We start from the raw sequence: 24,733 nt of genomic DNA on the forward strand, positions 1-24,733 counted from the left end.
CTGTCCCGCGGTCCGACCGTTTCCGCCGATGATCTCAGGCCCGGGCCACCTGTGCGATGACAGTCACCGAACCCGGCGCGATCTCGGTGAACCCGGCGTCGCGCACCGCGACCGCATGTCCCGCGGCGTCGGCGGCGAGCAGTCCTCGCCACCGGTCCGGGGTCGCCTCGCGAACGGCCAGTGGACACCCGGCGATCCGCCACCGCACCGTCTCCTCCGGAGTGAGCAGCTTCACCGCGAGCATCGCGGCGTGCCCGACCTGCGCGGCGAGCTTGCCGACCGTCATGTCGAGTTCGGGATTGGTCCACAGCACGACGCCACCCGCCGGCGGATCGGTCGGCAGCTCACCCTCGACCTCGGTGCCGCCGATCTGCAGCTTCTTGATCCGGCGGTCGAGATCGCCGACCCGGCCGGGCACGAAGGCGCGCGCCTGGGCGCTGCCCTCCGACGCGGTCACGCCCCACACCTCTTGTGCGGCAGCCCATTGCGCCCCTCGAGCGCGCCGGGCGATCTTGCGGATGCGCGCGTTGCACCAGTCGTCCATCGCAGTTGCCCAGGGTCCGTCGCCGGCCGCCCGGTCGTCGAGGCACAGCAGGGCGACGGCTCGCGCGGCGGCGGTCAGCAGGTCGGTGCGGTCGGGCGGATCGTTCTTCTCGATGCGCAGCACCATCGGCATCGCGAGGACGGCCGCGGGATCCTCCGGATCCTCACCGCCGCCGACGTACCCGACGAGACGCCGGTGGTTGGCGACGATCGCCTCCGGAGAGGCCGGGACCGCCGCACCACTCTCCCGCGCGGTGTCGTCGGATCCTGCCAACTGCGATTCGACGGTCGGTGGTGTCAGCTCGTCGCTCATACGTCACCCCTGCTTCTCGGCATCGGTCACCACAAAGACATACCGGCAGCCGCCCTGCGACTGCCGGTACGTGGTTGCTCGCCTCAGCCCAGCGGGACGCGACGGAGGACGCCGTCGGCAGCGTCCGCTGCCTCGATCTCGTCGCGCGACACCCCGAGGATGAACAGCACGGCGTCGAGGAACGGATGGTTGAGGGTCGCGTCGGCGACCTCCCGCAGCGCGGGCTTGGCGTTGAACGCGATGCCGAGCCCGGCGACGCTGAGCATGTCGATGTCGTTGGCACCGTCACCGACCGCGATGGTCTGTTCCATCGGCACGCCGACCTGGTCGGCGAACGTGCGCAGCGCACGCGCCTTGCCCATCCGGTCGACGACCTCCCCGATCACGCGGCCGGTGAGCTTTCCGTCGACGATCTCGAGGGTGTTGGCCCGCACGAAGTCGAGTTCGAGTTCGTGCGCGAGGCCGTCGATCACCTGGCGGAATCCGCCGGACACGAGACCGCAGTGGAATCCGAGACGATGCAGCGTGCGGATCGTCGTGCGAGCACCGGGGGTGAGCTGCAGCGACTCCGCGACCTCGTCGATGACGCTCGCGTCGAGCCCGGCCAGGGCCGCGACTCGCTCGTGCAGCGACTGCTCGAAGTCGAGTTCTCCGCGCATGGCGCGTTCGGTGACCGCGGCGACCTCGGCCTCGCGACCGGCCTTGGCGGCCAGCATCTCGATGACCTCGCCCTGGATGAGCGTGGAGTCGACGTCGAAGACGATGAGGCGCTTGGCCCGGCGGGCCAGACCGCCCCGCTCGACGGCGATGTCGACCGAGTGCTTGGCGGCGACCTCGGCGAGACCCTTGCGGAGCGCGGCATCGGCGGCGACCCCACCCCGGCCCGCCACGCTCACCATCAGCTCGAGACCCGTCAACGGGTAGTCGGCGATGCCGCGGATGGAGTCGATGTTGCCGCCCTGCGACGCCAGTTCGCCGGCGACCGCGCTGAACGCGGTCGCGGTGACCGGGCTGCCGAGCATCACGACCGCGTGCGACGACGGCGGCCGACTCTCCGGATCGGCGCCGATCTCGACGCGGACGTCGAAGCCGATCGAGGCCATCGCCTGCTCGACGACGTCCTGAAGTGCTTCGGGATCACCGGTGGCGGACACCAGCACGCCGAGTGTCAGCTGGCCCCGGATCACGACCTGTTCGACGTCGAGCAGTGCAACGGCCTGACCGGCCAGGGCCCCCATGAGAACGGAGGTGACCCCTGGCCGGTCTGGTCCGGTGACCGTGAAGAGAACAGTCGTGCCGGTAGTGCCTGTTGAGTCGTTGCTCACCGGTCAGCGCGGATCGGCATCCGGCGACCCCTCGTGCGACCCGACGGTGAACGGCTCGCGACGAGCTTCCTCGAGCTGACGGTCGTGGCCCGCGCTGTGGCCCGGACCGACGTGGGCCTCGGCACGCATCCGCTCGATCATGTGCGGGTAGTGCAGCTCGAAGGCCGGACGCTCCGAACGGATGCGGGGCAGCTCGGTGAAGTTGTGACGCGGCGGCGGGCACGAGGTGGCCCACTCCAGCGAGTTGCCGAAGCCCCACGGATCGTCGACGGTCACGACCTCGCCGTAGCGGTAGCTGCGGAAAACGTTCCACAGGAACGGCAGTGTCGACAGGCCGAGGACGAACGCACCGACGGTCGAGATGGTGTTCAGGGTGGTGAAGCCATCCGACGGCAGGTAGTCGGCGTAGCGGCGCGGCATGCCCTCGTTGCCCAGCCAGTGCTGGACCAGGAAGGTCATGTGGAAGCCGATGAAGGTCAGCCAGAAGTGGATCTTGCCCAGGCGCTCGTCGAGCATGCGTCCGGTCATCTTCGGGAACCAGAAGTAGATGCCCGAGTAGGTGGCGAACACGATGGTGCCGAAGAGCACGTAGTGGAAGTGGGCGACCACGAAGTAGGTGTCGGACAGGTGGAAGTCCAGCGGCGGGCTCGCGAGCAGGACGCCGGTCAGACCACCGAAGAGGAAGGTCACGATGAAGCCGACGGCGAACAGCATCGGCGACTCGAACGTGATGTGTCCTCGCCACATCGTGCCGATCCAGTTGAAGAACTTCACGCCGGTGGGCACCGCGATCAGGAACGTCATGAAGGAGAAGAACGGCAGCAGGACGGCGCCGGTGACGTACATGTGGTGCGCCCACACCGCGACCGACAGGGCGGCGATGGCGAGGGTGGCGTAGATCAGACCCGAGTAACCGAAGATCGGCTTACGCGAGAAGACCGGGAAGACCTCCGAGACGATGCCGAAGAACGGCAGCGCGATGACATACACCTCGGGGTGACCGAAGAACCAGAACATGTGCTGCCACAGGATGACGCCGCCGTTGGCGGGGTCGTACAGGTGGGCGCCGAACTGGCGGTCGACCTCGAGGCCCAGCAGGGCGGCGGTCAGCAGCGGGAAGATCAGCAGGATCAGGACGCTGGTCACCAGGATGTTCCAGGTGAAGATCGGCATGCGGAACATCGTCATGCCGGGGGCACGCAGGCAGATCACGGTGGTGATCATGTTGACCGCACCGAGGATGGTGCCCAGACCGGACACACCCAGGCCCATGATCCACAGGTCGGCGCCGAGGCCGGGGCTGTGGACCGCGTCGGTCAGCGGCGTGTAGGCGGTCCAACCGAAGTCGGCGGCACCACCCGGGGTGATGAAGCCGGCGAGGGCGACGGTGGAGCCGAAGACGAAGAGCCAGAAGCCCAGCGCGTTGAGGCGCGGGAAGGCGACGTCAGGCGAGCCGATCTGCAGCGGCAGCACGAAGTTGGCGAAGCCGATGACGATCGGGGTGGCGTACATCAGCAGCATCACGGTGCCGTGCATCGTGAAGAGCTGGTTGAACTGCTCCGTGGACAGGAACTGCATGCCCGGTTGTGCGAGCTCGCCACGCATCAGCAGCGCCATGAGGCCGCCGATCAGGAAGAACGCAAAGCACGCAGAGATGTACATCATGCCGATCAGCTTGTGATCGGTCGTGGTCAGCAGCTTGTAGATGAACGAACCCTTGGGCTGATAGCGCTCCGGGAATGGACGCACTGGAGCCACTTGCGTGGTGGGTTGGTCTACCGCGGTCACAGATCCTCCTCTTGCCCGAGCTCGACGCCGAACCCCTTCGGACGCCGGTCGGCACATGAACAAACCGAGCGCTGGGTACTGATCCTAAACCCTTCCCGACGCCCGGGCCGACCGGGTCCTACGATCTGTCGTATTTCCGACCCGGGCGACCACATCGACCGTGCTCAAAGCCATTTCCCCGCGACGCGCCAATGGGCTCCGGCACCCCTCCGGGATGGGTGGCCGACGGTCGCGCGGCCACCGGGGAAAGCCTACGCCCGGCGCGATGTGGCCGGTGCTAGGTTGGGCGGGTGCAGAGCAGGGGTAGGAGTATGCGGAAGCGCGCGATCTGTGCGGCAGCTCTTCTCGGTGTGGTCATCGCGGCGTCGGCGGGATGTTCCGGCGACGAGCCGTTGACCACGCCCGACGGCTCCCCCATCTCCACCACCGTCACACGGGTGGCCGAGGTCAACATCGTCTCGGCCGACCGCGACTACGCGAAGACCTGCCTGGCCCCCACCGCCGCCGACCCCGGCGCCACCGACGTCACCCGCATCGTGGTGACCGATCCGACGCTGCTCGATGCGCTCTGCGCCCTCGGCATCGGCGACAAGGCGGTCGCGGTGACGGCCGCGCCGGGCTCCGTTCCCGCTTATCTCGGCCCCCAGTTGAACGCTGTGCCGACGATCGGGACCACGCCCGACGCCGCCGCGGTCTCGGAGGCCGATGCCGATCTCGTCCTGACCACCCCGCAGACCACGTCGTCGGCGAGGCCGTTCGGGGCGGTGCGCGCGGTCACGATCCCGGACGGGACATGGCAGGAGCAGTTCCAGGCGGTGGCCGACGCGGTCGGTCGCAGCGAGGCGGGACGCGCACGACTCGCCGAGTTCTCGACCGAGGCCCGCAAGACCGGCAGGCGGATGGACGCCTCCCACACGCAGGTGTCGCTGGTCCGGTTCGGCCCGGACTCGGAGACCATCGCCGGCACCGACACCTTCGCCGGGCAGATCCTTGCCGAGATCGGCGTCCAGCGGCCGGCCGCGCAGCGGGTGCCCGACTCCTTCCCCGTCGACTCGGAGGACTTCCGCGACGCAGAGGGCGACCTCATCTATGTGAGCTGGGAAGGCGAGGAAGGCCAGAAGCACGCCGAGAAGGTTCTCCTCAGCGACGAGTGGCTGAACCTGGGCGCCTCGATGTGGAAGCGCGTCCTCGCCGTCAACGACCAGATCTGGTACGACTCCTCCGGCCTGGCGGCCGCGTGGCTGGTGCTCAACGACGTCAAGGGCTCACTCGACGGCAACTCCTGAGAGATACGCGGACGGAGGCGACCCAACGGTCATGGCAGGCCGCACCTGCGCCAGACCGCGAGCACCCGTGACGCGCAGGGTCACCCGTTTCACTCAGCCCAGGTCAAAACCTCGCATCCCGGATTCGGACCCATCACTGTTGGCGCATGACTGTCACCGACGAGTACCTGGCCAACAACGCCGAATACGCCAAGACCTTCTCCGGTCCCCTGCCCCTGCCGCCGAGCAAGCACATAGCCATCGTCGCCTGTATGGATGCACGCCTGGACGTCTACCGCGTTCTCGGCATCAAGGAAGGCGAGGCCCACGTCATCCGCAACGCCGGCGGCGTGGTCACCGCCGACGAGATCCGCTCGCTGGCCATCAGCCAGCGACTGCTCGGCACCACCGAGATCGTGCTGATCCATCACACCGACTGCGGCATGCTGACCTTCACCGACGACGACTTCAAGCGCGATATCCAGAACGAGATCGGCCAGAAACCGGAGTGGGCCGCCGAGTCGTTCACCGACGTCGACGAGGACGTCCGTCAGTCGCTCAACCGCATCAAGAACAGCCCGTTCATCACCAAGACCACCTCGCTGCGCGGCTTCGTCTTCGACGTCGCGACCGGACTGCTGCGCGAGGTCGACTGACGGTCACACCACCGACCGGGCACCCGCGCGGGTGCCCGGTCGGTCTGCATACGGGGTCTCGGTCAGTCGTCGGACCGCTTCACCGCATCGGGCGCGTTCTCCCGGGTCGCCATGCCGCCTTCGCGGCCGTGATCCTTCGGCCCCGGTGGGTCCTTGCGGACCTCCTCGGTGCCTTTCGCGTGTTCGGTCTTCCGATCGGACTTCCCCATGGGTGACTCCTCGTTCTCGCGCCCGCGGAACGCGGGTCGCCGATACCTCTGTCCTACCCCGTCGGAGGCGGGAAAACCGGCTCTGCGGAATCCGGCCTGTCGGCCGCCGCCGATAGACTGGCGGTTGATTCTTCATGCCATCGCAACCGCAGCCCGGCGGCCCGGATTCCGCCACCACGCCCAGCCCACCCCTGCACGCCCTGTGGCGACCGGGTGTGGGGATGTCGGTGTGGGTCGACGGCGACCCGGCCGAGCTCGCCGAACCCTTGCGCGAGGTGCTCGGCAATCGCCGTTTCCGCAGCGAGATCCCGGTCATCGGCGAAGGCGACCGTCGACGGTTCGTGCGGGCCGCCACCCTGGGCATCACCACGGCGGTCGCGTTGCTGGACGCCTCGCGGACGGTCGAGGTCGTTGGTGACGTCCGCTGGTACCGGTATCTGCTCGACGGTGTGCGGTCCTTCGTCGCCGCAGGTGCGGTGGCCCCGACGGTGGCCCACGTCGCTGACGAGTGGCTGCTGCGGTGGGGTGCCGTCCCCACCCCCACATGGCGCAGCTGGCATGCCGTCGCCCTGGGCTCCGCACCGGATGCGTTGCTGCACAACGGCACCGGTTCGGCGATCGACGACTTCCTGACCGAACTCGTCGACCACGAATGTCGCGCCGCGATCGAACGGTCCACCCCGAGGTGGGGACGGCCGGCGCCGGAGTCACCCGTGGTGCGAGCGCTCCTGCCCGGCCCCGATGCCGCCGCGCCCTGCTCGCCCGACCGCCTCTCACGGGCGGCGAGCAGCTGGCTGAAGTGGAACACCGGCACCGTGCGCGACGACCCGTCGCTCATCTTCCGGCTCCACGAACCCGAATACGACGATCTCGCAGAGGGCCACTGGGACGACGCCTGGGACGACGAGTCGTTCGACCTGCCCACCCGGGATGAGCTCGCGCACAACTCGCGCTGGCGGCTCGAGGTCTGCCGGCGCAGCATCGACGGCCAGATCGAACCGGTGGCACCCCACCGGCTCGACGCCCATGAACTCGACGAGGTGACGACAGCGCTCGCCGAGGCGGTGCGGGCGTTCCCCGAGCTCGACCACGCCGACCCCGACCGCGGCTCGCTGGACTTCCTGCTGCCCACCGAGGTCGCCGCCGAACTGTTCGCCACCGGCGCCGCCGCCCTCGGTGCGGTCGGCATCCCGGTGCTGTTGCCCCGTACCATCGCCGAGGTCCGGCCGAGCCTCGCATTGCGCGCAGTGCCGCCTCCGGGAGGCGGCGCCCCGGCGGCGATGGTCGGCCTGCGTGAGATCCGTGAGTTCGAATGGCGCCTGGCGCTGGGGGATTCGCCTGACGCGCTCGTCCTCACCGATGCCGACCTCGACGAACTGTCCGGACAGAAGGGCGATCTCGTGCGCGTCCGCGGCGTCTGGGTGCGCGCCGAGGGTGCGGCGCTCACCCGCGCCGCCACGTTCGTCGCGACACAGCGCGCCCTCGCCGGCTCGCAACCCCCGGCGGACTTCGGGGAGCTGTTCGGCCTGGTCACCGGGGCGTCGGACGCGATCCCGGTGCCCGTCACCCGGGTGGAGGGGCTGTCGTGGCTCGACGACATCGCCGCCACCGGCACCATCCGTCCCGAACCGGTCGCTGTCCCGGCGTCGCTCGAAGCCACCCTGCGTCCGTATCAGCAGCGCGGCCTGGATTGGCTCGTCCACCTGTCGCGGCTCGGCGTCGGCGGCGTCCTCGCCGACGACATGGGTCTCGGCAAGACGCTGCAGGTGATCGCGCTCGAATGCCACGAACGCACCGATACCGACGAGCCGCCCCGCGCCCCGACACTCGTGGTCTGCCCGATGTCGCTGGTCGGCAACTGGTCTCGCGAGCTCACCCGCTTCGCCCCATCACTGCGCGTCGCAGTCCATCACGGGCCGACGCGCGCGTCGGGATCGATGTTCGAGGCGGTCCGCGACTCCTCCGACGTCGTGATCACGACCTTCGCCATCGCGGCCCGCGACCACGAACTGCTGTCGTCGCGACCGTGGCATCGGGTCGTCGTCGACGAGGCGCAGCACCTGAAGAACGTGAACACCATCGCCTCCAAGGCGGTACGAACCATCCCCGCCGACCGTCGGCTCGCCCTCACCGGCACCCCTGTGGAGAACCGTCTCGAGGATCTGCGCGCCGTCATCGACCTCGTGAACCCGGGGTTGTTGGGGTCGGCGTCGGTGTTCCGTGCACGGTACGCAGAACCCATCGAACGCGACCGCGACACCGGCGCGTTGCGTCGGCTGTCGGCGATCACCCGGCCGTTCATCCTGCGGCGCGAGAAGACCGACCCGGCGATCGCCGCGGACCTGCCGGAGAAGGCCGACTTCGCGGTACGCGCCAACCTCACCGTCGAACAGGCTGCGCTGTACCGCGCGGTGATCGACGAACTCATGGAGGCCCTGCGCGACAAGCAACAACGCACGCTGCGCCGGCGCAACGTGCTGGCCGCACTCACGCGACTCAAGCAGATCTGCAACCATCCCGCGCACTACCTCGCCGACGGCACCGGACTGCTCCGTGACGGCGAACATCGCTCCGGCAAGGTCGAACTGCTCTCCGACATCGTCTCGACGGTCGCCGACGAGGGCGATCGAGCCCTGGTCTTCACCCAGTTCGCGGCCTTCGGCGAGATGCTGTCGGGTTGGCTGTCCGAGGAGTTCGGCACCGGGATCCCGCTGCTGCACGGCGGTCTCGGCCGCGCCGAACGCGACCGGATGGTCGCGGAATTCCAGTCCGACGACGGCCCGCCGGTGATGCTCGCGACCCTCAAGGCCGGCGGAACGGGCCTCAACCTGACCGCCGCCAACCACGTCATCCACATCGACCGGTGGTGGAACCCCGCGGTCGAGGACCAGGCCACCGACCGCGCCTACCGGATCGGGCAGGACCAGAAGGTGTCGGTGCACCGGTTCGTCTGCGTGGGAACGATCGAGGAGCGGATCGACGACATGATCAGCCGCAAGCGGGAGCTATCCAGGCTGACCGTCGCCGCCGGCGAGAACTGGGTCTCCGACCTCGCCGACGACGAGCTGTTCGAACTGTTGCGCCTGCGTGACGAGGCGGTGAGCGAATGAGCGCACGCAAGTCCACCGGCCGGAAGAACGCACGAAGCACCATCGCCGTGCGCGGCTATGCGCTCACCCCGTGGTCGCGGGCATTCGTCAACGTCGTGGAAGGACGAGGACCCGACGGCTCGTCGGTGGCCGACAGCCGGCACATCACCAAGGCGCGCAGGTACTTTCGCGATCGTCACGTCCGCGGCCTGCGGATCGGCGCGGGCCGGGTGACGTCGTCGGTGGAGGGCACCCAGCTCGAGCCGTTCGGGGTGATCATCACCATGCGCACCGTCGACACACCGACCCTCGCCGACCTGCTCCGTGATCGCGGCGGGGTCGACGAGCTCATGCGGCTCCCCCGCGGTGAACAACCGCCGATCCTCGGTGAGCTGCTCCTGCCGACCGAATCGGCCGACGTCGCCACCGACTGCACCTGTCCCGACGAGGCGCCACGTTGCGTGCACGCGCTCGCCACCGCCTACGAGGTGGCAGCCGAGATCGACCGCTCGCCGCTCACGCTGCTCACCGTGATGGGGACGGACCTGCGTGGCCTGCTCGCCGAGATCGACGCGCGCCCGGCCACGGCGGCGGCGCCCGACGAAGCGCCCGCGCCCCTGACCTTCGACGACTTCTACGGGACGACCACCCCACTTCCCCCGCCGCCGTCCGTGTCACCGATGAATCCGCTGACCGCACTGGACGGTACGGAGTTGCGGGCGGCCCTGCGCGCGACCGGCGTGGCGCCGGCCGACATCGCCGAGGCCATCGACGAACTCGGCGACCTGTACGACCGCATGACCTCCGGCGATGCGTAGCAATGGATTTCGTAGAAGTGGTAGGCGCATAGCGCCTACCACTTCTACGAAATCCTGACCGACTAGAAGTCCCAGTCCTCGTCTTCGGTGTTGACGGCCTTGCCGATGACGTACGAGCTGCCGGATCCCGAGAAGAAGTCGTGGTTCTCGTCGGCGTTCGGCGACAGCGCCGACAGGATCGCCGGGTTCACGTCGGTCTCGTCCTTCGGGAACATCGCCTCGTAGCCGAGATTCATCAGGGCCTTGTTGGCGTTGTAGCGCAGGAACTTCTTGACGTCCTCGGTGAGTCCGACCTCGTCGTAGAGAGCCTCGGTGTAGTCGCTCTCGTTGTCGTACAGCTCGAACAGCAGCTCGAAGGTGTAGTCCTTGAGCTCCTGACGGCGCTCCGGCGACTGGGTCTCCAGGCCGCGCTGGTACTTGTAGCCGATGTAGTAGCCGTGGACGGCCTCGTCGCGGATGATGAGGCGGATGAGGTCGGCGGTGTTGGTGAGCTTGGCGCGGCTCGACCAGTACATCGGTAGGTAGAAGCCCGAGTAGAACAGGAATGACTCGAGCAGCGTCGAGGCGACCTTGCGCTTGAGCGGGTCGTCGCCACGGTAGTAGTCCATGACGATGTGCGCCTTGCGCTGGAGGTTCTCGTTCTCCTCCGACCAGCGGAAGGCCTCGTCGATCTCCTTGGTGGAACACAGCGTCGAGAAGATCGAGCTGTAGGACTTGGCGTGCACCGACTCCATGAACGCGATGTTGGTGAGCACCGCCTCCTCGTGCGGGGTGGTGGCGTCCGGGATCAGCGACACCGCGCCGACCGTGCCCTGGATGGTGTCGAGCAGCGTCAGGCCGGTGAACACCCGCATGGTGAGCTGCTTCTCGTAGTCGGTCAGCGTGCTCCACGACTGGATGTCGTTGGACACCGGGACCTTCTCCGGCAGCCAGAAGTTGCCGGTCAGGCGATCCCAGACCTCGGCGTCCTTCTCGTCGGGGACGCGGTTCCAGTTGATCGCCGACACCCGGTCGATCAGCTTGATGGGTGCGCCGTCGGCGGGGCTGTGCGTGGAGGTCATCGAATCTTCCTCATCTGGTGGTTCGAGTGGAGTCCGGAAGTATCTGAATCTGCCGCGCCGCTGCGGATCACAGCATGCACGACACGCAGCCCTCGACCTCGGTCCCCTCGAGGGCCATCTGGCGGAGGCGGATGTAGTACAGCGTCTTGATCCCCTTGCGCCACGCGTAGATCTGGGCCCGGTTGACGTCGCGCGTGGTGGCGGTGTCCTTGAAGAACAGCGTCAGGCTCAGGCCCTGGTCGACGTGCTGCGTCGCCGCGGCATAGGTGTCGATGATCTTCTCGTACCCGATCTCGTACGCGTCCTGGTAGTACTCCAGGTTCTCGTTGGTCATGTACGGCGCCGGGTAGTAGACGCGACCGATCTTGCCTTCCTTGCGGATCTCGATCTTCGCCGCGACCGGGTGGATCGAGCTGGTCGAGTGGTTGATGTAGCTGATCGAACCGGTCGGCGGCACGGCCTGCAGGTTCTGGTTGTAGATGCCGTAGCGCTGCACCGACTCCTTCAGCTCGCGCCAGTCGTCCTGCGTCGGGATGTGAATCCCCGACCGCGAGAACAGCTCCCGCACCTTCTCGGTCTTCGGCTCCCACACCTGGGTGATGTACTTCTCGAAGAACTCGCCGCTGGCGTACTTCGACTTCTCGAAGCCGGCGAACGCCCGGCCGCGCTCCTTGGCGATCTCGTTCGACGCCCGGATCGCGTGGAACGTGACCGTGTAGAAGTAGATGTTCGTGAAGTCGATGCCCTCTTCGCTGCCGTAGAAGATCCGCTCGCGGGCGAGGAAGCCGTGCAGGTTCATCTGCCCCAGGCCGATGGCGTGGGACTCGTTGTTGCCCCGCTCGATCGACGGCACCGAGGTGATGGCGGTCTGGTCGCTGACCGCGGTGAGACCGCGGATGGCGACCTCGATGGTCTTGCCGATGTCGGGCGAGTCCATCGTCTTGGCGATGTTCAGCGAGCCGAGGTTGCACGAGATGTCCTTGCCCACATGGGAGTAGGACAGATCGTCGTTGAAGGTCGACGGCGTCGAGACCTGCAGGATCTCCGAGCACAGGTTGGAGTGCGTGATCTTGCCGTCGATCGGGTTGGACCGGTTCACCGTGTCCTCGAACATGATGTACGGGTAGCCCGACTCGAACTGCAGCTCGGCGAGGGTCTGGAAGAACTCGCGCGCGTTGATCTTGGTCTTGCGGATGCGCCGGTCCTCGACCATCTCGTGATAGCGCTCGGTGACGTTGACGTCGGCGAACGGCACGCCGTAGACGCGCTCGACGTCGTACGGGCTGAACAGGTACATGTCGTCATTGGCCTTGGCCAGGTGGAACGTGATGTCCGGGATGACGACGCCCAGCGACAACGTCTTGATGCGGATCTTCTCGTCGGCGTTCTCGCGCTTGGTGTCGAGGAAGCGCAGGATGTCGGGGTGGTGCGCGTGCAGGTACACCGCACCCGCGCCCTGACGGGCGCCGAGCTGGTTGGCGTAGGAGAACGAGTCCTCGAGCAGCTTCATGATCGGGATGACGCCCGAGCTCTGGTTCTCGATCTTCTTGATCGGGGCGCCGTGCTCGCGGATGTTGCTCAGCAGCAACGCGACACCGCCGCCGCGCTTGGACAGCTGCAGCGCCGAGTTGATCGCGCGGCCGATCGACTCCATGTTGTCCTCGATGCGCAGCAGGAAGCACGAGACCGGCTCGCCGCGCTGCTTCTTGCCCGAGTTCAGGAAGGTCGGGGTCGCCGGCTGGAAGCGGCCGTCGATGATCTCGTCGACGAGGTCGCGTGCGAGGGCGGTGTCGCCGTCGGCCAGCGTCAGCGCGACCATGCAGACGCGATCCTCGAAGCGCTCGAGGTAGCGCTTCCCGTCGAAGGTCTTCAGCGTGTAGCTGGTGTAGTACTTGAACGCCCCGAGGAACGTCGGGAAGCGGAACTTCTTCTTGTAGGCGTGGCCGAAGAGCTCCTTGACGAACTCGCGGCTGTACTTCTCGAGGACCTCGGGCTCGTAGTAGTTCTCCTCGAGGAGGTAGTCGAGCTTCTCGTCGAGGTCGTGGAAGAAGACCGTGTTCTGGTTGACGTGCTGCAAAAAGTACTGCCGGGCCGCCTCGCGGTCCTTGTCGAACTGGATCTTGCCGTCCGCATCGTACAGGTTGAGCATCGCGTTGAGCGCGTGGTAGTCGAGCTCGGCGGGGTCGTGCCCCGACGGACCGGCATGAACGCCCGACTTGCTGGCTGAGGTGGTGTCCGAGACGGTGACGGTGGGCGACACGACAGATGACTCCTTGTGGCTGGAACCTTGGGTGCAGGGTATGAGAGGGCTGTGACAGGACAGGGACGGCGGGCCCGGGGCGACGCGCTCGGCGCCGGTCAGGCGGACGTGGCGTGCAGCGACGGCCCGTCGGCGAACGCCTGGCTCTGGGCGAACTCGGCGAGTCCCGCGCGCACGCGCTCGACGTCGTCGGTGGTGCCCATCAACTCGAATCGGTACAGATAGGGCACGCGGCATTTCCGCGCGATGATGTCGCCGGCGTAGCAGAACTCCTCGCCGAAGTTCGAGTTGCCCGCGGCGATCACCCCCCTGATGAACGACCGGTTGTGTTGGTCGTTGAGGAAGCGGATCACCTGCTTGGGAACGAACCCGCCGGTCTGTCCGACCTTGCCTCCACCATACGTGGGACAGATCAGCACGTAGGGCTCGTCGACCCGGAACCCCTCGGCCCCGCCGGTCAGCGGGATCCGCACGGCGCGCATCCGAAGCTTCTCGACGAACCTGTGGGTGTTCTCGGAGACAGAGGAGAAGTAGACGATCAACGGCGATGCTGCCGACATGTCCGACTCCAAATCCTCATGGTGACGATTGACGACTCGCGCCACCGCCGTCCGCCCCGGCCTGATGGCCGGCGACGACGGCGTGTGGACTTCTCGATGACAACTGGACCGATGTGGCCGCTTCCCGTTCCCGGGATCGCCACTCCTCGGTGCTGCGTTCCGGGATATCCGGTTCTTCGGCACCCGGTTCTCCGGCATCTCGTCACATCGCGTCGCCGCGGATCCGGCTTCCCCTTCGGATCACACCGGCGTCGGCGTCGTGACGGGACCCGACGAACAGATCAGGCGGCTGCGGTGGCGAGCTTCTTGATGCGATCCGGACGGAAGCCCGACCAGTGCTCGTCGCCGGCGACCACGACCGGGGCCTGCAGGTAGCCGAGCGCCATGACGTAGTCACGGGCCTCCGGGTCCTGGCTGATGTCGACGACCTCGTAGGAGAGACCCAGCTTGTCGAGGGCCTTGTAGGTGGCGTTGCACTGGACGCATGCCGGCTTGGTGTAGACGGTGATCGAAGACATCGAGTGTTCTCCTCAGTCGTGTGTGAATCGCCAGTGACGTGCGGTTTCCCAGCGTGAAGATGGTGATCTGTGTCACCGCTTCCAGGGCCTTCTCCGAGGATCGATGCCCGCCCTCGGCGCCTGCTTCGCTGGTACTGGAAACACTACACCTAGTGGCTGACATTTCATGCCACCACAAGGGGTTGTGAATAACATCGGTGAAAGACATGCAGGTCGCAGGGGTGCACGATCTCAAATTCCGGCGTGTCGCCGGCACTCCCGGCGTGTCGCCCACAGGTTGTCCAACAGTGCTCCACAACGTGTGCACCGACAGTCCACAGTCCGGTCACGGAACGGACACGAACGGTCTGCCCGACCCCGTAGCCGCCCCCCTGACAGGACGACGCCGCGCCGGGTGGCAGTCCACCCGGCGCGGCGTATGAGAGAGAAGGAACAGGCCTCAGGCGTTGACGGCCACCTCGGCGACGAGACGGTTCACCGAGGCGACGACCTTCTCCACGATCTCCGGGTGGTTCAGACCGCTCTCGGGCAGCGCGGGGATCTGCAGGCCGAGGTCGGCCTCCTCGATGGCGCGGCCGCCGGCGACACCCACCGACTTGCGGGTGTCCTCGCGGGTCCACTGGCCGCCGTACTGCCCGAGCGCCGCGGAGAAGACCGCGACCGGGGTGCCGTTGAGCGCGCCGTTGCCGTACGGGCGCGAGAGCCAGTCGATGGCGTTCTTCAGCGCGGCCGGGATGGAGCCGTTGTACTCAGGGGTGGCGATGAGCACGCCGTCGGCCTTGCCGACAGCCTCGCGCAGTGCGACCACGGCGGGGTCGAGCCGGCCCTCGACGTCGATGTCCTCGCTGTAGAACGGCAGGGAGCCGAGGTTGTCGATGACGGTGACATTGACACCGGCCGGGGCGTTGTCCGCGGCCACCTGGGCCAGCTGGCGGTTGACGGAGGCTGCCCGGAGGCTACCGACCAGCGCGACGAGTTCGACGGCTCGATCCGACATGACATTCCTTTCGAAGTGGCTACTCGGCCCTCGTGGACCGGTTACGCAATCTCTAACCGGACCAGGGTCCGATTGATTCCCGTCCGAGGTCAAGAGTTACCCTCGTCACGTGTCGAACGGCCCCGACCACTCCCCGATCCAGATCTCCGTCACCAACGCGGAGACCGAACGTGCCGACGCCGCACGTAACCGGCGGTTGTTGCTGGCCGCCGCCAAGAACCTCATCGACCACCACGGGGCCTCCGCGGTCACCATGGAGGCGGTCGCACGCGAGGCAGGTGTGGGCAAGGGCACAGTGTTCCGCCGCTTCGGCAATCGCACCGGCCTGATGCTGGCCTTGCTCGACCACTCCGAATCCGAGATGCAGCAGGCCTACCTGTCGGGCCCCGAACCTCTCGGTCCCGGGGCGCCGCCGCTCGAGCGACTGCTCGCCTACGGCCGGGCACGACTGAAGCTCACCTGCGACCACCTCGACATCCTGCTCGAGGCCGGCGGGACCGCCGAGGACTTCCTCACCCACCCGGCCGGCCGGGCGTCGACCCAACACGTTCGAATCCTGCTGCGACAGCTGGGTTTCGACGACGACGTCGAGTTCATGGCGCTGACCGTGCAGGCCCCGATGTCGGCCGGATCGGTCCGATACCTCATGCAGGAGGTCGGATTCGACCTCGAGACCATCACCGCACAGTGGCAACGGATGGTCACCGACCTCGTCCGCGCCCGCCGCACACACTGAGCGATCCCCTCGTCACACCGCCGGCCGCTCGTCGCGCGCGCGGTCCCATGTCGTCTTAGCCTGGTGACCACCACCCTCGGACCCGGCCGGGGCGTGGCGGTGCTCGTGGACGAGGAAGCGGTGGTGAGAGTGAAGGCAGTGATCGTCGGCGCGGGAATGGGCGGGATGTCTGCGGCGATCGCGCTCAAACAGCTCGGCATCGAGGTCGAGGTCTACGAACAGGTCACCGAGAACAAGCCCGTCGGTGCCGCGATCTCGGTGTGGTCCAACGGCGTCAAATGCCTGAACCACCTCGGCCTGGAGAAGGAGACCGCCGAGCTCGGCGGCATCGTCGACTCGATGAGTTACGTCGACGCCTTCACCGGTGAGACGATGTGCCGCTTCAGCATGCAGCCGCTCATCGACGAGGTCGGCCAGCGCCCGTACCCGATCGCGCGCGCCGAACTGCAGCTGATGCTGATGAACGCCTACGGGTTCGACGACATCCATTTCGGCAAGAAGGTGGTGGCCGTCCACGACGACGGCGACCGGGCCACCGTCGAATTCGCCGACGGCACCAGCGATTCCGGCGACCTGGTGATCGGCGCCGATGGCGCCAGGTCGCTGACCCGCGAATACGTGCTGGGCCACCCCGTGGAGCGCCGCTACGCCGGCTACGTCAACTTCAACGGCCTCGTCGAGGTGGACGAGCGGATCGGCCCGGCAACGGAATGGACCACGTACGTGGGAGATTCACGACGTGTCTCGGTGATGCCGGTCGCCGGCAACCGCTTCTACTTCTTCTTCGACGTCCCGATGCCCGAAGGGGTGCCGTTCGAACGCGGCACCGCCCGCGAGTTCCTCGCCGCGGAGTTCGCCGACTGGGCAGCGGGTGTGCAGACACTCATCGACAAACTCGATCCGGCGACGACGAACCGGGTCGAGATCTGCGACCTCGACCCGTTCCACACCTGGGTGAAGGGCCGTGTGGCGGTGCTCGGCGACGCCGCCCACAACACCACCCCGGACATCGGCCAGGGCGGCTGCTCCGCGATGGAGGACGCAGTGGCCCTGCAGTTCGCGTTCGAAGACAATCCCGACGATGTGTCAGCCGCGCTGGCCGCCTACCAGGCCGCCCGCACCGAACGCGCCGGCGATCTCGTGCTCCGTGCCCGCAAGCGGTGCGACGTCACCCACGGCAAGGATCCCGAGAAGACCGCGGCCTGGTACGACGAGCTCCGGCACGAGGACGGCACCACCATCATCCGCGGCATCGTGGGCAACATCATCGGCGGCCCGCTCACCTGACGGCGTGCCCGCCGCACCCCTGGACCGCGGGACTACTCCCCGTCGCGTTCGATCGCCGAGGTCTTCAGACCGTCGTGCGCGACGAGCGCGGCCTCTCGTGAGAGCGTCGGCCCCGGGGCGAGCAGCGACACCACCGACCACGGCGCGGGAGCGGGCTCCCCGGCCAGACCGAGCATCTCGGCCGTCTGCGGGTCCGGGATGCCGAACCGCACGCCCGAATCATTGACGTAGAACAGCGACTCCTTACGCGTCGAGTTGTCCTCGTTGCCGGTCACCTGCAGGTACTCCCCCGATCCCGGCGGCAGGTACACCTGGTCGAGTCCCGGTCCGGAGCCGTCCGCCGACGTGAGACGCACCGGCACCGCGCCGGATCTCAAGGGCAGGTCCCGCCCGGCCAGCAACATGGTCTCGGCCCGGGGCTCACCGGACGCCCTGGTCCAGGTGCGGCACAGGGTCGGGTCGGCCGAGGCGCCGAGCAGGGTCGGTGTGAGCTGCGGGAAGTCGGAGATGGGCAAGGTGTCGACCACCTTCAGGCTGGCGAGACGCCCCGGCGGCACCGTCCGCACCTCCGCATTCCCCTTGCTGTCGGCGAGCTGCAGGATCTCCGCGGCCGGCTCGCCGATCTGTTGAACCCCGTCTCGCAGGACGAGGTGATAGCTGGTCTCGTCGTCGACGCCCACCGACCTCACCACCGAACCGACGGTCATCCCCTCGACGGCCCCCCGCTCGCCCGCCCCGGGGATCGTCGGCACCGCGATCGGATCGACGAGGGGGAAGGCGTTGAGCAGGCCCGGCGACATGCGGCGTGGCGTCGTGCCCTCGAGTCCGAGGGCGCGCATGACCGGCGCGCTGTCGGTGTCGATCTCGGCGCGCATCGGGCTCCACGAACCGTTCCGGAACAGCTGGTAGACGAGGAAGGTCGCGTCGTCCGACCGCACCAGGATCGCGTCTGGCGGCGCGGTGGTGCTCGCGGTGGCCTCGTCGAGGACGGGGCGGTCCCCGATGACCGTCTGTCGGATGGATTCCGCCGAGCCGTCGTCGGAGACCTCGGTGGTGTCGCACACCGTCCACGTCGAGGTCCCCTTGTGCGCCGAGGACGGCAGCGAGCCCGGTGCGCCCGGGATGCCCAGCAACGGGCCGCGCGGGTAGGACTTCAACTTTCCGTCGGCCACCGACGCCGGCTTCTCGGCACTGCCGGAGATCAGTCGCGCCGACGCGAGGTTGAGCACCGGGTGCAGGGTGTCCTCGACCAGCACGTAGGTGCTTCCGCTGTTCTTGCCGACGATGATCTTCGCGTCGCCGACCGAACCCTGCGGGCGGACGAGGCCCCACACGCCGCAGCCGCCGAGGACGAGGAGGCCGAGCACCGTGCCGACCACGAGGGCCTGCAACTGGGAACGCATCGGGTCGTGCAGCATCCGCACGTCACGGCGCACGAGGGCGTGCTCGAGGCGCTTGATGAGGAAGCGGTAGCCGTTGACCTGAGCCTTGGTCGTCAGTTGACGTGCCACGACTCCCCCTGTCCGCACCGTCGGCACAGCAGCCGGGCAGGCCGTGGACGGTTGTGATCTCTCGCGGCGTACCCCCCGCCGCGCGGTAGTAGCCTAACCGACGAACAGGCCCCCGACAGGTGGGGCTCGGCGGCTGTGGACACCCGCCGGCGGAGGCGTCGACGACGCCGTATCGGGGGAACTGGGGGGCCGAAGCGTGGACGCGAACTCGCGTGCGGCAGCGATGCGCACACTCGTGGTGGTCGAGGTGATCCTCGCCGCCGGGCTCGTCATCTGGACGGCGTCGGCAAGCGTGTGGGGAGCGGCGGCCCTCGCCGTCGCGGCCGTCCTCGCCGCCGGACTGATCCGCTTCCGCGGACGCCCGTCGCTGTTCGGGCGCCTGGCCGGACGTGCCGCGTTCTCCTGGTCCCGGGTGCGGCGCAGTGCATCGGATCTGGCGCCGGCGCCGTTCGACGTCCCGCTCGCCGGCCCGGCAAGCCATCCCTCGGCCCGACGCCCGTCGGCACCCACGACGATCGGCGCGCGGTGGGTCGGCGACACCCTCGTGACGGTCATCCGCGTCGACCCGGGCGGTCCGGCGGTGACCTACCTCGCCCCGGGATCGAGCACGCTCGCCGAGGAGGCCGGACAGCTCGTCCCGCTCGACGCCCTCGCCGACTGCGTCAACCGTTACGACATCGTCCTGAGCTCCGTCGAGGTCATCAGCCACGGTGTGCGCGTGTGGGGTTCGGGCGTCGCACCGTCGACCTACGAACGCACGCTCGGTCCGCTGGCCGCGACGGCCCAGCGGTCGATCTTCGTCGTCCTGCGCCTGGACCCGCTCGACTGCCCGGACGCGGTGGCACGACGAGGCGGAGGCGCCACCGGGGCCTTGCGCACCGCGACGATCACCACACGCCGCGTCGCCAAACGCCTCGGCGAGCACGGGCTGAGGACGACGATCCTGTCGGCCGCCCAGATCACCTCGGTCACCACGCAGCTCACCGAGGGCGCCGGCATCGACTCGCTGGAGGAGGAGTGGGACTCGGTGGGGGTCGCCGGACTCCGGATCCGCAGTGCGGCAGTAGAACCGGCAGCGCTGACGGCGACCATCCGCGACGTCTGGGTCAATCCCGCCGTGTCGACAACCCTCACCGTTCGCCTCCGCCATGTCTCCACCGATCGTCGCTCGCGCAACGACCGCGGCGAGGTGGAGGTCGCCGCTTTCGTCCGCTTCAACGAGTTCCCGGGTGCCCACCGCGCGCTGGCGACCTGGCCGGAGGGCCTGGTGCCTCTCGACGGACGCCAGTTCGACGCGCTCGGCGTGAGTCTGCCGATCGCGACCCCGACCCGCCTCGATCGGGATCTCCCGGCGCTGAGGGGCGAGGAGGCACGGGAATTCCTCCGCTCGGTGCGGCTGCCGGCGGGCGGCTGCGGCCAGCTGATCGGCGCCGACCATGCCGGGCGCGCGGTGGCGACCCGCCTCGTCGGGCCGGGCATCGCGACGGTCGCGGTGTCCGCCGGACTCCACGTCGTCGCACAGATCGCACTGCGCGCGGTCGCCGTCGGGGCCGCGGTCCGCATCCACACCGACCGTCCGCACCGGTGGGCACCGCTGGTGAATGCCGTGGCCGATCCGAGCGCCCTGTCGCTGGCCGACGACCGCGCAACGGCACGGCCCGGACCGGCACTGGTCATCGCCGACGGCGTGACGCCGCCGCCACCCCGGGCCGACACGACCCGCATGATCATCACCGCGCCCGGACTCGACGACCCGACCGGCGGCCACACGGTGACGGTGACCCAGAATCCCCGTGCGCCACAGGATCTCTCACTGACGGCCGGGAGACCCCCGGTACTCGTGACGATGGTCGCGACGCCGGACGAGTGGACGCTGATCGGCGGCTATCCCGAACCGGCGGCCGCCGCGCGCTGAACGCGCCCGAGCGAGGTCAGTCGACAGCGGCCGACGCGTGCTCCCCGACCGCGACCCCGCCCGCCTCGGCGTCGCCGGCAGACGACACCGCCACCGGCACGAGCGCCCGGTAGAACACCGTTCGCGACGACGCGGCATGGACGATGACGTCGGGGTCGGAGTCGGTGATCCACAGCGCACGACCCGCCGGCACGGTCAGCGGCGTCCCGTCCACCGGCCGCACCTCGATGGCCCCGCTGAGCACCGAGAGAATCTGCGGTCCGGGCATGTCGAAGCAGATCGACGAGGCGTGACGCAGTCCCGTGCCGTCCAACTCGACCCGCGACAACCGGAACTCCGGGGCCGGGGTGAGGTAGATCTGCTCGGCGCCGAGGGTGCGCACCGACGGCGTCAGGTCGGCCGGGTCGACCGGGGTGAAGTCGAGGATGCGCAGCAACTCGGGCACGTCGATGTGCTTGGGCGTCAGTCCGCCGCGGAGGACGTTGTCGGAGTTGGCCATGATCTCCACGCCGGTGCCCCGGAGGTAGGCGTGGAGATTGCCCGCCGGCAGGTACAGTCCTTGGCCCGGCTCGAGGTGCACGCGGTTCAGCAGAAGGGAGGCGAGCACGCCGGGGTCGTTGGGATAGTCCTCGCCGAGCTCGCACAGCGTGCGCAGCTCGGCGGTGAACTGCGTCCGCCCCTGCGCCAGCACCTCGACTGCGCCGTGCAGCACCGCCGGGACGAGCCGGCGGATCATCGCCTCGGGAAGGGTCAGCCAGGTGGTGAAGACCGCCCGGAGCCCCTCCGAATCCGGTTGTCCGGCCAGCATTCCCAGGTAATGGTCGAGCTCGCTGACCTGTAGTTCCCGCAGCAGCTCGATCGTCTTGTGCGGGTCGCGGAATCCGGCGAGGGCGTCGAACGGCGTGGTCGCGACCATCAGTTCGGGCTTGTGCCAGGGGTCGCGGTAGTTGCGGTCGCGGGCGTCGAGCGCGAGTCCGCGCGCGTTCTCCCGCTCGAACCCCTCGCGCGCCTGTTCGGCCGACGGATGGGCCTGCAGCGACAGGGGCTCCTCGGCGGCGAGGATCTTGAGCAGGAACGGCAGGCGATCGCCGAACGCCTCGGTGCTCGCCGGCCCGAGAGTCGACACCGGGTCGGCCGAGATCACGTCCACCAGTGGCTGCTCCGGACCGGACTCGTCGACGCAGCGCGCCGAACCCGCCGGGTGGGAGCCGAACCACAGTTCGGCCTCCGGATGCGCCGACGGGACAGGCCTGCCCTGGATCGACGCGATCGCCGTACGCGAACCCCACGCGTAGGGACGAACCAATCCCTCGAGAATCCTCATTGCACCGTGTTCCCAATCAGGCGGAGATACACCGCCGCCATCTCGACCCTCAATGCCACGATCAAGAAGTCCAGAACGTCGCCCGGACCGTCGGCGACCGGGTCCTCCCCCGGCAGCGGGCGCAGGTCCGACCGGGGCGCCTCGGCGGCTGCCGGCTGGTCGGCCGCGTCGACCCCGACCACGAGGTCGACGTCGCCGAGCCCCATCACACGCTGCCGCGTGTACCACTCCCGGCGCGCGGTGGAGACGACGAGGATGCGCGGGGCCTGGTCGGCCGGCGGCTCGTCGAAGTCCGGGTCGTAGAAGATCGAGTCGGTGGCCGGCGCACCACCCGAGCGGGCGGCTAACAGCCGCGACGCCCGCGCCACCTCGGCCAGTTCGGCGACGGCGCCGACGACCCCGGCGATGCCGACGAGGCCCGCCACCGCATGCGCGGCGACCACGGTGCCCGCCGGGGAGTCCGAGGTCCAGACCGCCGGGCGGTCCTGGAGTCGGACGGCGAGGGACTTGGCCCGGTTGCGGAAGGTCTCCCGGCTCGGATGCGAGGCCGAGGCCTCGGCGTCGAGGGCGTCGGCCAGGTCGTCGAGGGCCGGCACCGGACCCGTCATCCGCACCTGGGTGAGCGCGCCGAACACCGCCAGCAGCGCGGCGACGAATCCGAAGAACCGGAACCGCGGTTCCAGGTCGAAGCGCGGGGAGAGATCGATCCCGTTGCCGCCCAACGCATCCCGTAGCGGTCCCGCAATCGGCGCGGCCACGACCACCTCCGCGCGGCGCCGCCCGGCGCGCGCGGCGGCATCGGCGAGCGCCATGTCCCCGGCGTCCTCGCCCGCCACGACGACCACGTCGAGGGGGCCCACCCAGCCCGGCAGGACCGGAGCGGTGACCACCGGCACGTCGATCCGGGACGCGACGGCGGCCACGATCAGCCCGGCGGCCCGATGGGACACCTCGCCGGCACCGTGCACGACGACCACGCTGCGCGGCCGCAACTCGGCAAGTGGTGCGAGCGCACCCTCGCGGACAGCCTCGGCGGTGGCCCGGATCTGGGCCCCCGCGAGCGCGACGGTCCGCAACAGACCGTCGGCGTCCGCGGAGAGCAACTCCTCGGCGTCGTCGAGGTCGGGGGCACCGGTACGCATGGGACCAGCGTAGCCAGCCACGGTGACACCCGTCCCGCTACACGACACACTCGTGGGCCCGATCCGGGGAATCGTCCCGGATCGGGAGATGACGGTGTCGGGTGCGTCCGTGTGGACGGAGGTCGCGCCCAGCGCGAGGTGGACGGGTGTCGCGCCGTGCGCGTGGCGGCGTGCGTTCAGTCGACCGGGTCCGGCAGGACACGCAGGTGTCCCCGGCGTCCCGGACGCGGACGGGTCTGGTGGCGGGGCGTCGACGAGGACGAGCCCTGGGTGAGCGGCGACTGCTGGTCGACCGGTCCGGCGCGGTGGCGGCCGGACCGACGGTCGGCGAGCGCGGCGTCCACGGCCGCGTCGACCGGGGACCTCCCGGAGTCGAGTGCGTCGAGGGAGTCGATGGACCCGCGGCCGGCGTCGAAGCCGGGACGCGGACCGCCGGCGACGGCGCCCGCCTCCCGGACGGCCTCGGCCAGTGCGGTCAGCTCGTGGTCCTCGGCCGGCACCGAGAAGCCACGTTCGCTGCGCAGCATCTCCCACCCGCGCGGCACGGTGATCCGACGCGCGTGGTCCTCGCACAGATCCCAGGAATGCGGCTCCACCGAGGTCGCCAACGGACCGATGACCGCGGTCGATTCGGCGTAGACGAAGGTCAGCGTAGCCACCGCGGATCGGGCGCAGCCGGGTCGGCAGCACAGACGGGGAAGCTTCACGAGACGAGATTAGCCCGCCTTGTCGGCAACCACTGAGCCGACACGCTCATCGACCGCCGCGGGGCAGGCGCGACACGGGTCGCCACGACCTCCTACACTCGCGCCATGCGCATCCACCCAAAGCCCGCGCGCGGCTCCCACGGCACCCCGGGCCCCTATGGCGCGCCGGGCATCCGCCGTGGTCGTCGGCGCCCGGGCCGCTTCCGGGACCGTCGTGGTCGTGGGCTGCGCTCCCCGCTGCTGCCGCAGCACGTGCCCGCCTACAACACCCGGTCCGACGAGTTCGACGCGATCGCGCTCGAGGCCTTTGCCGAGATCGACGCCAACTGGCACGACCAGCTCGCGGGTCTCGACATCGCCGTGGACGAGATCCCGCGCCTCCTCCCCCGCGACCCCGAGACCGTCGAGTGGCCCGACGAGGTGACCGCGGACGGCGCCGTGCCGCTGGCGCGGCTGATCCCGGCGGGCATGGATGTCCACGGCGTGCCGACGCGCGCCCAGATCATCCTCTTCCGCCGGCCGCTGGAATCGCGGGCGAAGAAGGGCACGGATCTGCTCGAGCTGATCCACGAGGTCCTCGTCCAGCAGGTCGCCACCCACCTCGGACTCGACGAAGACACGATCGACCGCGGACCAGAGTGATCCGCGGTCGATGATCGCGTTCGACGGCCCGCCGCCGAACTGCCGGCCGAATACGTTCGGCCCGTAT

General features: G+C 68.9%; 21 protein-coding genes. 8 read left to right on the forward strand and 13 right to left on the reverse strand.

Going from position 1 to position 24,733, the window contains the following annotated elements:
* Window positions 1-34 precede the first annotated feature (34 nt).
* The 3 genes from GP2_RS01055 to ctaD form a co-directional block, all read right to left on the reverse strand.
* Window positions 35-856, reverse strand: a complete 822-nt coding sequence (locus GP2_RS01055) for a peptidyl-tRNA hydrolase (RefSeq protein WP_006898587.1) — start codon at window positions 854-856, stop codon at window positions 35-37.
* An 83-nt stretch (window positions 857-939) separates the two neighbouring features.
* Window positions 940-2,181 (reverse strand): phosphoserine phosphatase SerB, encoded by a 1,242-nt coding sequence (serB, locus tag GP2_RS01060; RefSeq protein ID WP_083900167.1) that lies wholly within the window; start codon window positions 2,179-2,181, stop codon window positions 940-942.
* Window positions 2,182-2,184: 3 nt separating this feature from the next.
* Window positions 2,185-3,969, reverse strand: a complete 1,785-nt coding sequence (gene ctaD / locus GP2_RS01065; RefSeq protein WP_006898589.1) for an aa3-type cytochrome oxidase subunit I — start codon at window positions 3,967-3,969, stop codon at window positions 2,185-2,187.
* Window positions 3,970-4,280: 311 nt separating this feature from the next.
* Between ctaD and GP2_RS01070 the strand changes: the two genes are divergently transcribed.
* Together GP2_RS01070 and GP2_RS01075 are read left to right on the forward strand one after the other, a co-directional pair.
* Entirely contained in the window at window positions 4,281-5,255 is a 975-nt protein-coding gene (locus tag GP2_RS01070) for an ABC transporter substrate-binding protein (RefSeq protein ID WP_006898590.1), read from the forward strand.
* Between the two features lie 146 nt (window positions 5,256-5,401).
* A complete protein-coding gene (locus tag GP2_RS01075; RefSeq protein WP_006898591.1) occupies window positions 5,402-5,890 on the forward strand; it encodes a beta-class carbonic anhydrase in 489 nt (162 codons plus the stop codon).
* A 62-nt stretch (window positions 5,891-5,952) separates the two neighbouring features.
* Here the strand turns inward: GP2_RS01075 and GP2_RS21785 are convergent, their stop codons facing one another.
* Window positions 5,953-6,099: a hypothetical protein gene (locus GP2_RS21785; RefSeq protein ID WP_006898592.1), complete on the reverse strand. Its 147-nt coding sequence runs from the start codon at window positions 6,097-6,099 to the stop codon at window positions 5,953-5,955.
* 134 nt (window positions 6,100-6,233) lie between these two features.
* Between GP2_RS21785 and GP2_RS01080 the strand changes: the two genes are divergently transcribed.
* Window positions 6,234-9,209, forward strand: a complete 2,976-nt coding sequence (locus GP2_RS01080; protein ID WP_006898593.1) for a DEAD/DEAH box helicase — start codon at window positions 6,234-6,236, stop codon at window positions 9,207-9,209.
* On the forward strand, window positions 9,206-10,006 hold the full coding sequence (locus tag GP2_RS01085) for an SWIM zinc finger family protein (RefSeq protein WP_006898594.1): 801 nt from the start codon (window positions 9,206-9,208) through the stop codon (window positions 10,004-10,006). Before GP2_RS01080 ends, GP2_RS01085 begins: the two co-directional genes overlap by 4 nt.
* Before the next feature lie 62 nt (window positions 10,007-10,068).
* Here GP2_RS01085 and nrdF read toward each other — a convergent pair whose 3' ends face one another.
* From nrdF to GP2_RS01110, 5 genes are all read right to left on the reverse strand, one after another.
* Window positions 10,069-11,067, reverse strand: a complete 999-nt coding sequence (nrdF, locus tag GP2_RS01090; RefSeq protein ID WP_006898595.1) for a class 1b ribonucleoside-diphosphate reductase subunit beta — start codon at window positions 11,065-11,067, stop codon at window positions 10,069-10,071.
* A 67-nt stretch (window positions 11,068-11,134) separates the two neighbouring features.
* Window positions 11,135-13,327, reverse strand: a complete 2,193-nt coding sequence (gene nrdE, locus GP2_RS01095; RefSeq protein WP_006898596.1) for a class 1b ribonucleoside-diphosphate reductase subunit alpha — start codon at window positions 13,325-13,327, stop codon at window positions 11,135-11,137.
* A 98-nt stretch (window positions 13,328-13,425) separates the two neighbouring features.
* Window positions 13,426-13,887, reverse strand: a complete 462-nt coding sequence (gene nrdI / locus GP2_RS01100; RefSeq protein WP_006898597.1) for a class Ib ribonucleoside-diphosphate reductase assembly flavoprotein NrdI — start codon at window positions 13,885-13,887, stop codon at window positions 13,426-13,428.
* Between the two features lie 281 nt (window positions 13,888-14,168).
* A complete protein-coding gene (locus tag GP2_RS01105; RefSeq protein WP_006898598.1) occupies window positions 14,169-14,405 on the reverse strand; it encodes a redoxin NrdH in 237 nt (78 codons plus the stop codon).
* 439 nt (window positions 14,406-14,844) lie between these two features.
* On the reverse strand, window positions 14,845-15,402 hold the full coding sequence (locus tag GP2_RS01110; RefSeq protein WP_006898599.1) for an NAD(P)H-dependent oxidoreductase: 558 nt from the start codon (window positions 15,400-15,402) through the stop codon (window positions 14,845-14,847).
* A 109-nt stretch (window positions 15,403-15,511) separates the two neighbouring features.
* Here GP2_RS01110 and GP2_RS01115 point away from each other — a divergent pair, with 109 nt between their 5' ends.
* Both GP2_RS01115 and hpxO read left to right on the forward strand, forming a co-directional pair.
* The gene (locus GP2_RS01115) at window positions 15,512-16,138 is read left to right on the forward strand and encodes a TetR/AcrR family transcriptional regulator (RefSeq protein WP_006898600.1); all 627 of its coding nucleotides are present in this window, start codon (window positions 15,512-15,514) and stop codon (window positions 16,136-16,138) included.
* 129 nt (window positions 16,139-16,267) lie between these two features.
* Complete coding sequence (hpxO, locus tag GP2_RS01120; protein WP_040526188.1) at window positions 16,268-17,425, forward strand: FAD-dependent urate hydroxylase HpxO; 1,158 nt, start codon at window positions 16,268-16,270, stop codon at window positions 17,423-17,425.
* A gap of 32 nt (window positions 17,426-17,457) precedes the next feature.
* Here hpxO and eccB read toward each other — a convergent pair whose 3' ends face one another.
* Window positions 17,458-18,936, reverse strand: a complete 1,479-nt coding sequence (gene eccB, locus GP2_RS01125; RefSeq protein ID WP_006898603.1) for a type VII secretion protein EccB — start codon at window positions 18,934-18,936, stop codon at window positions 17,458-17,460.
* A 196-nt stretch (window positions 18,937-19,132) separates the two neighbouring features.
* Here eccB and eccE point away from each other — a divergent pair, with 196 nt between their 5' ends.
* The gene (eccE, locus tag GP2_RS01130) at window positions 19,133-20,851 is read left to right on the forward strand and encodes a type VII secretion protein EccE (protein WP_040526170.1); all 1,719 of its coding nucleotides are present in this window, start codon (window positions 19,133-19,135) and stop codon (window positions 20,849-20,851) included.
* A gap of 16 nt (window positions 20,852-20,867) precedes the next feature.
* On the opposite strand, the gene manA is transcribed toward eccE, so the two are convergent.
* From manA to GP2_RS01145, 3 genes are all read right to left on the reverse strand, one after another.
* Window positions 20,868-22,175 carry a mannose-6-phosphate isomerase, class I gene (manA, locus tag GP2_RS01135; protein ID WP_006898605.1) on the reverse strand — a complete coding sequence of 436 codons (1,308 nt, stop codon included), beginning with the start codon at window positions 22,173-22,175 and terminating at the stop codon, window positions 20,868-20,870.
* Window positions 22,172-23,317, reverse strand: a complete 1,146-nt coding sequence (locus GP2_RS01140) for a hypothetical protein (RefSeq protein WP_006898606.1) — start codon at window positions 23,315-23,317, stop codon at window positions 22,172-22,174. The genes manA and GP2_RS01140 overlap by 4 nt, the downstream gene beginning before the upstream one ends.
* 176 nt (window positions 23,318-23,493) lie before the next feature.
* The gene (locus GP2_RS01145; RefSeq protein ID WP_085950484.1) at window positions 23,494-24,024 is read right to left on the reverse strand and encodes a DUF3499 domain-containing protein; all 531 of its coding nucleotides are present in this window, start codon (window positions 24,022-24,024) and stop codon (window positions 23,494-23,496) included.
* A 105-nt stretch (window positions 24,025-24,129) separates the two neighbouring features.
* Between GP2_RS01145 and GP2_RS01150 the strand changes: the two genes are divergently transcribed.
* Window positions 24,130-24,666, forward strand: coding sequence for a metallopeptidase family protein (locus GP2_RS01150; RefSeq protein ID WP_006898608.1), 537 nt, complete (start codon window positions 24,130-24,132; stop codon window positions 24,664-24,666).
* Window positions 24,667-24,733: the final 67 nt, after the last annotated feature.

Source organism: Gordonia paraffinivorans NBRC 108238, from assembly GCF_000344155.1.
Classification (GTDB): Bacteria; Actinomycetota; Actinomycetes; order Mycobacteriales; family Mycobacteriaceae; genus Gordonia; species Gordonia paraffinivorans.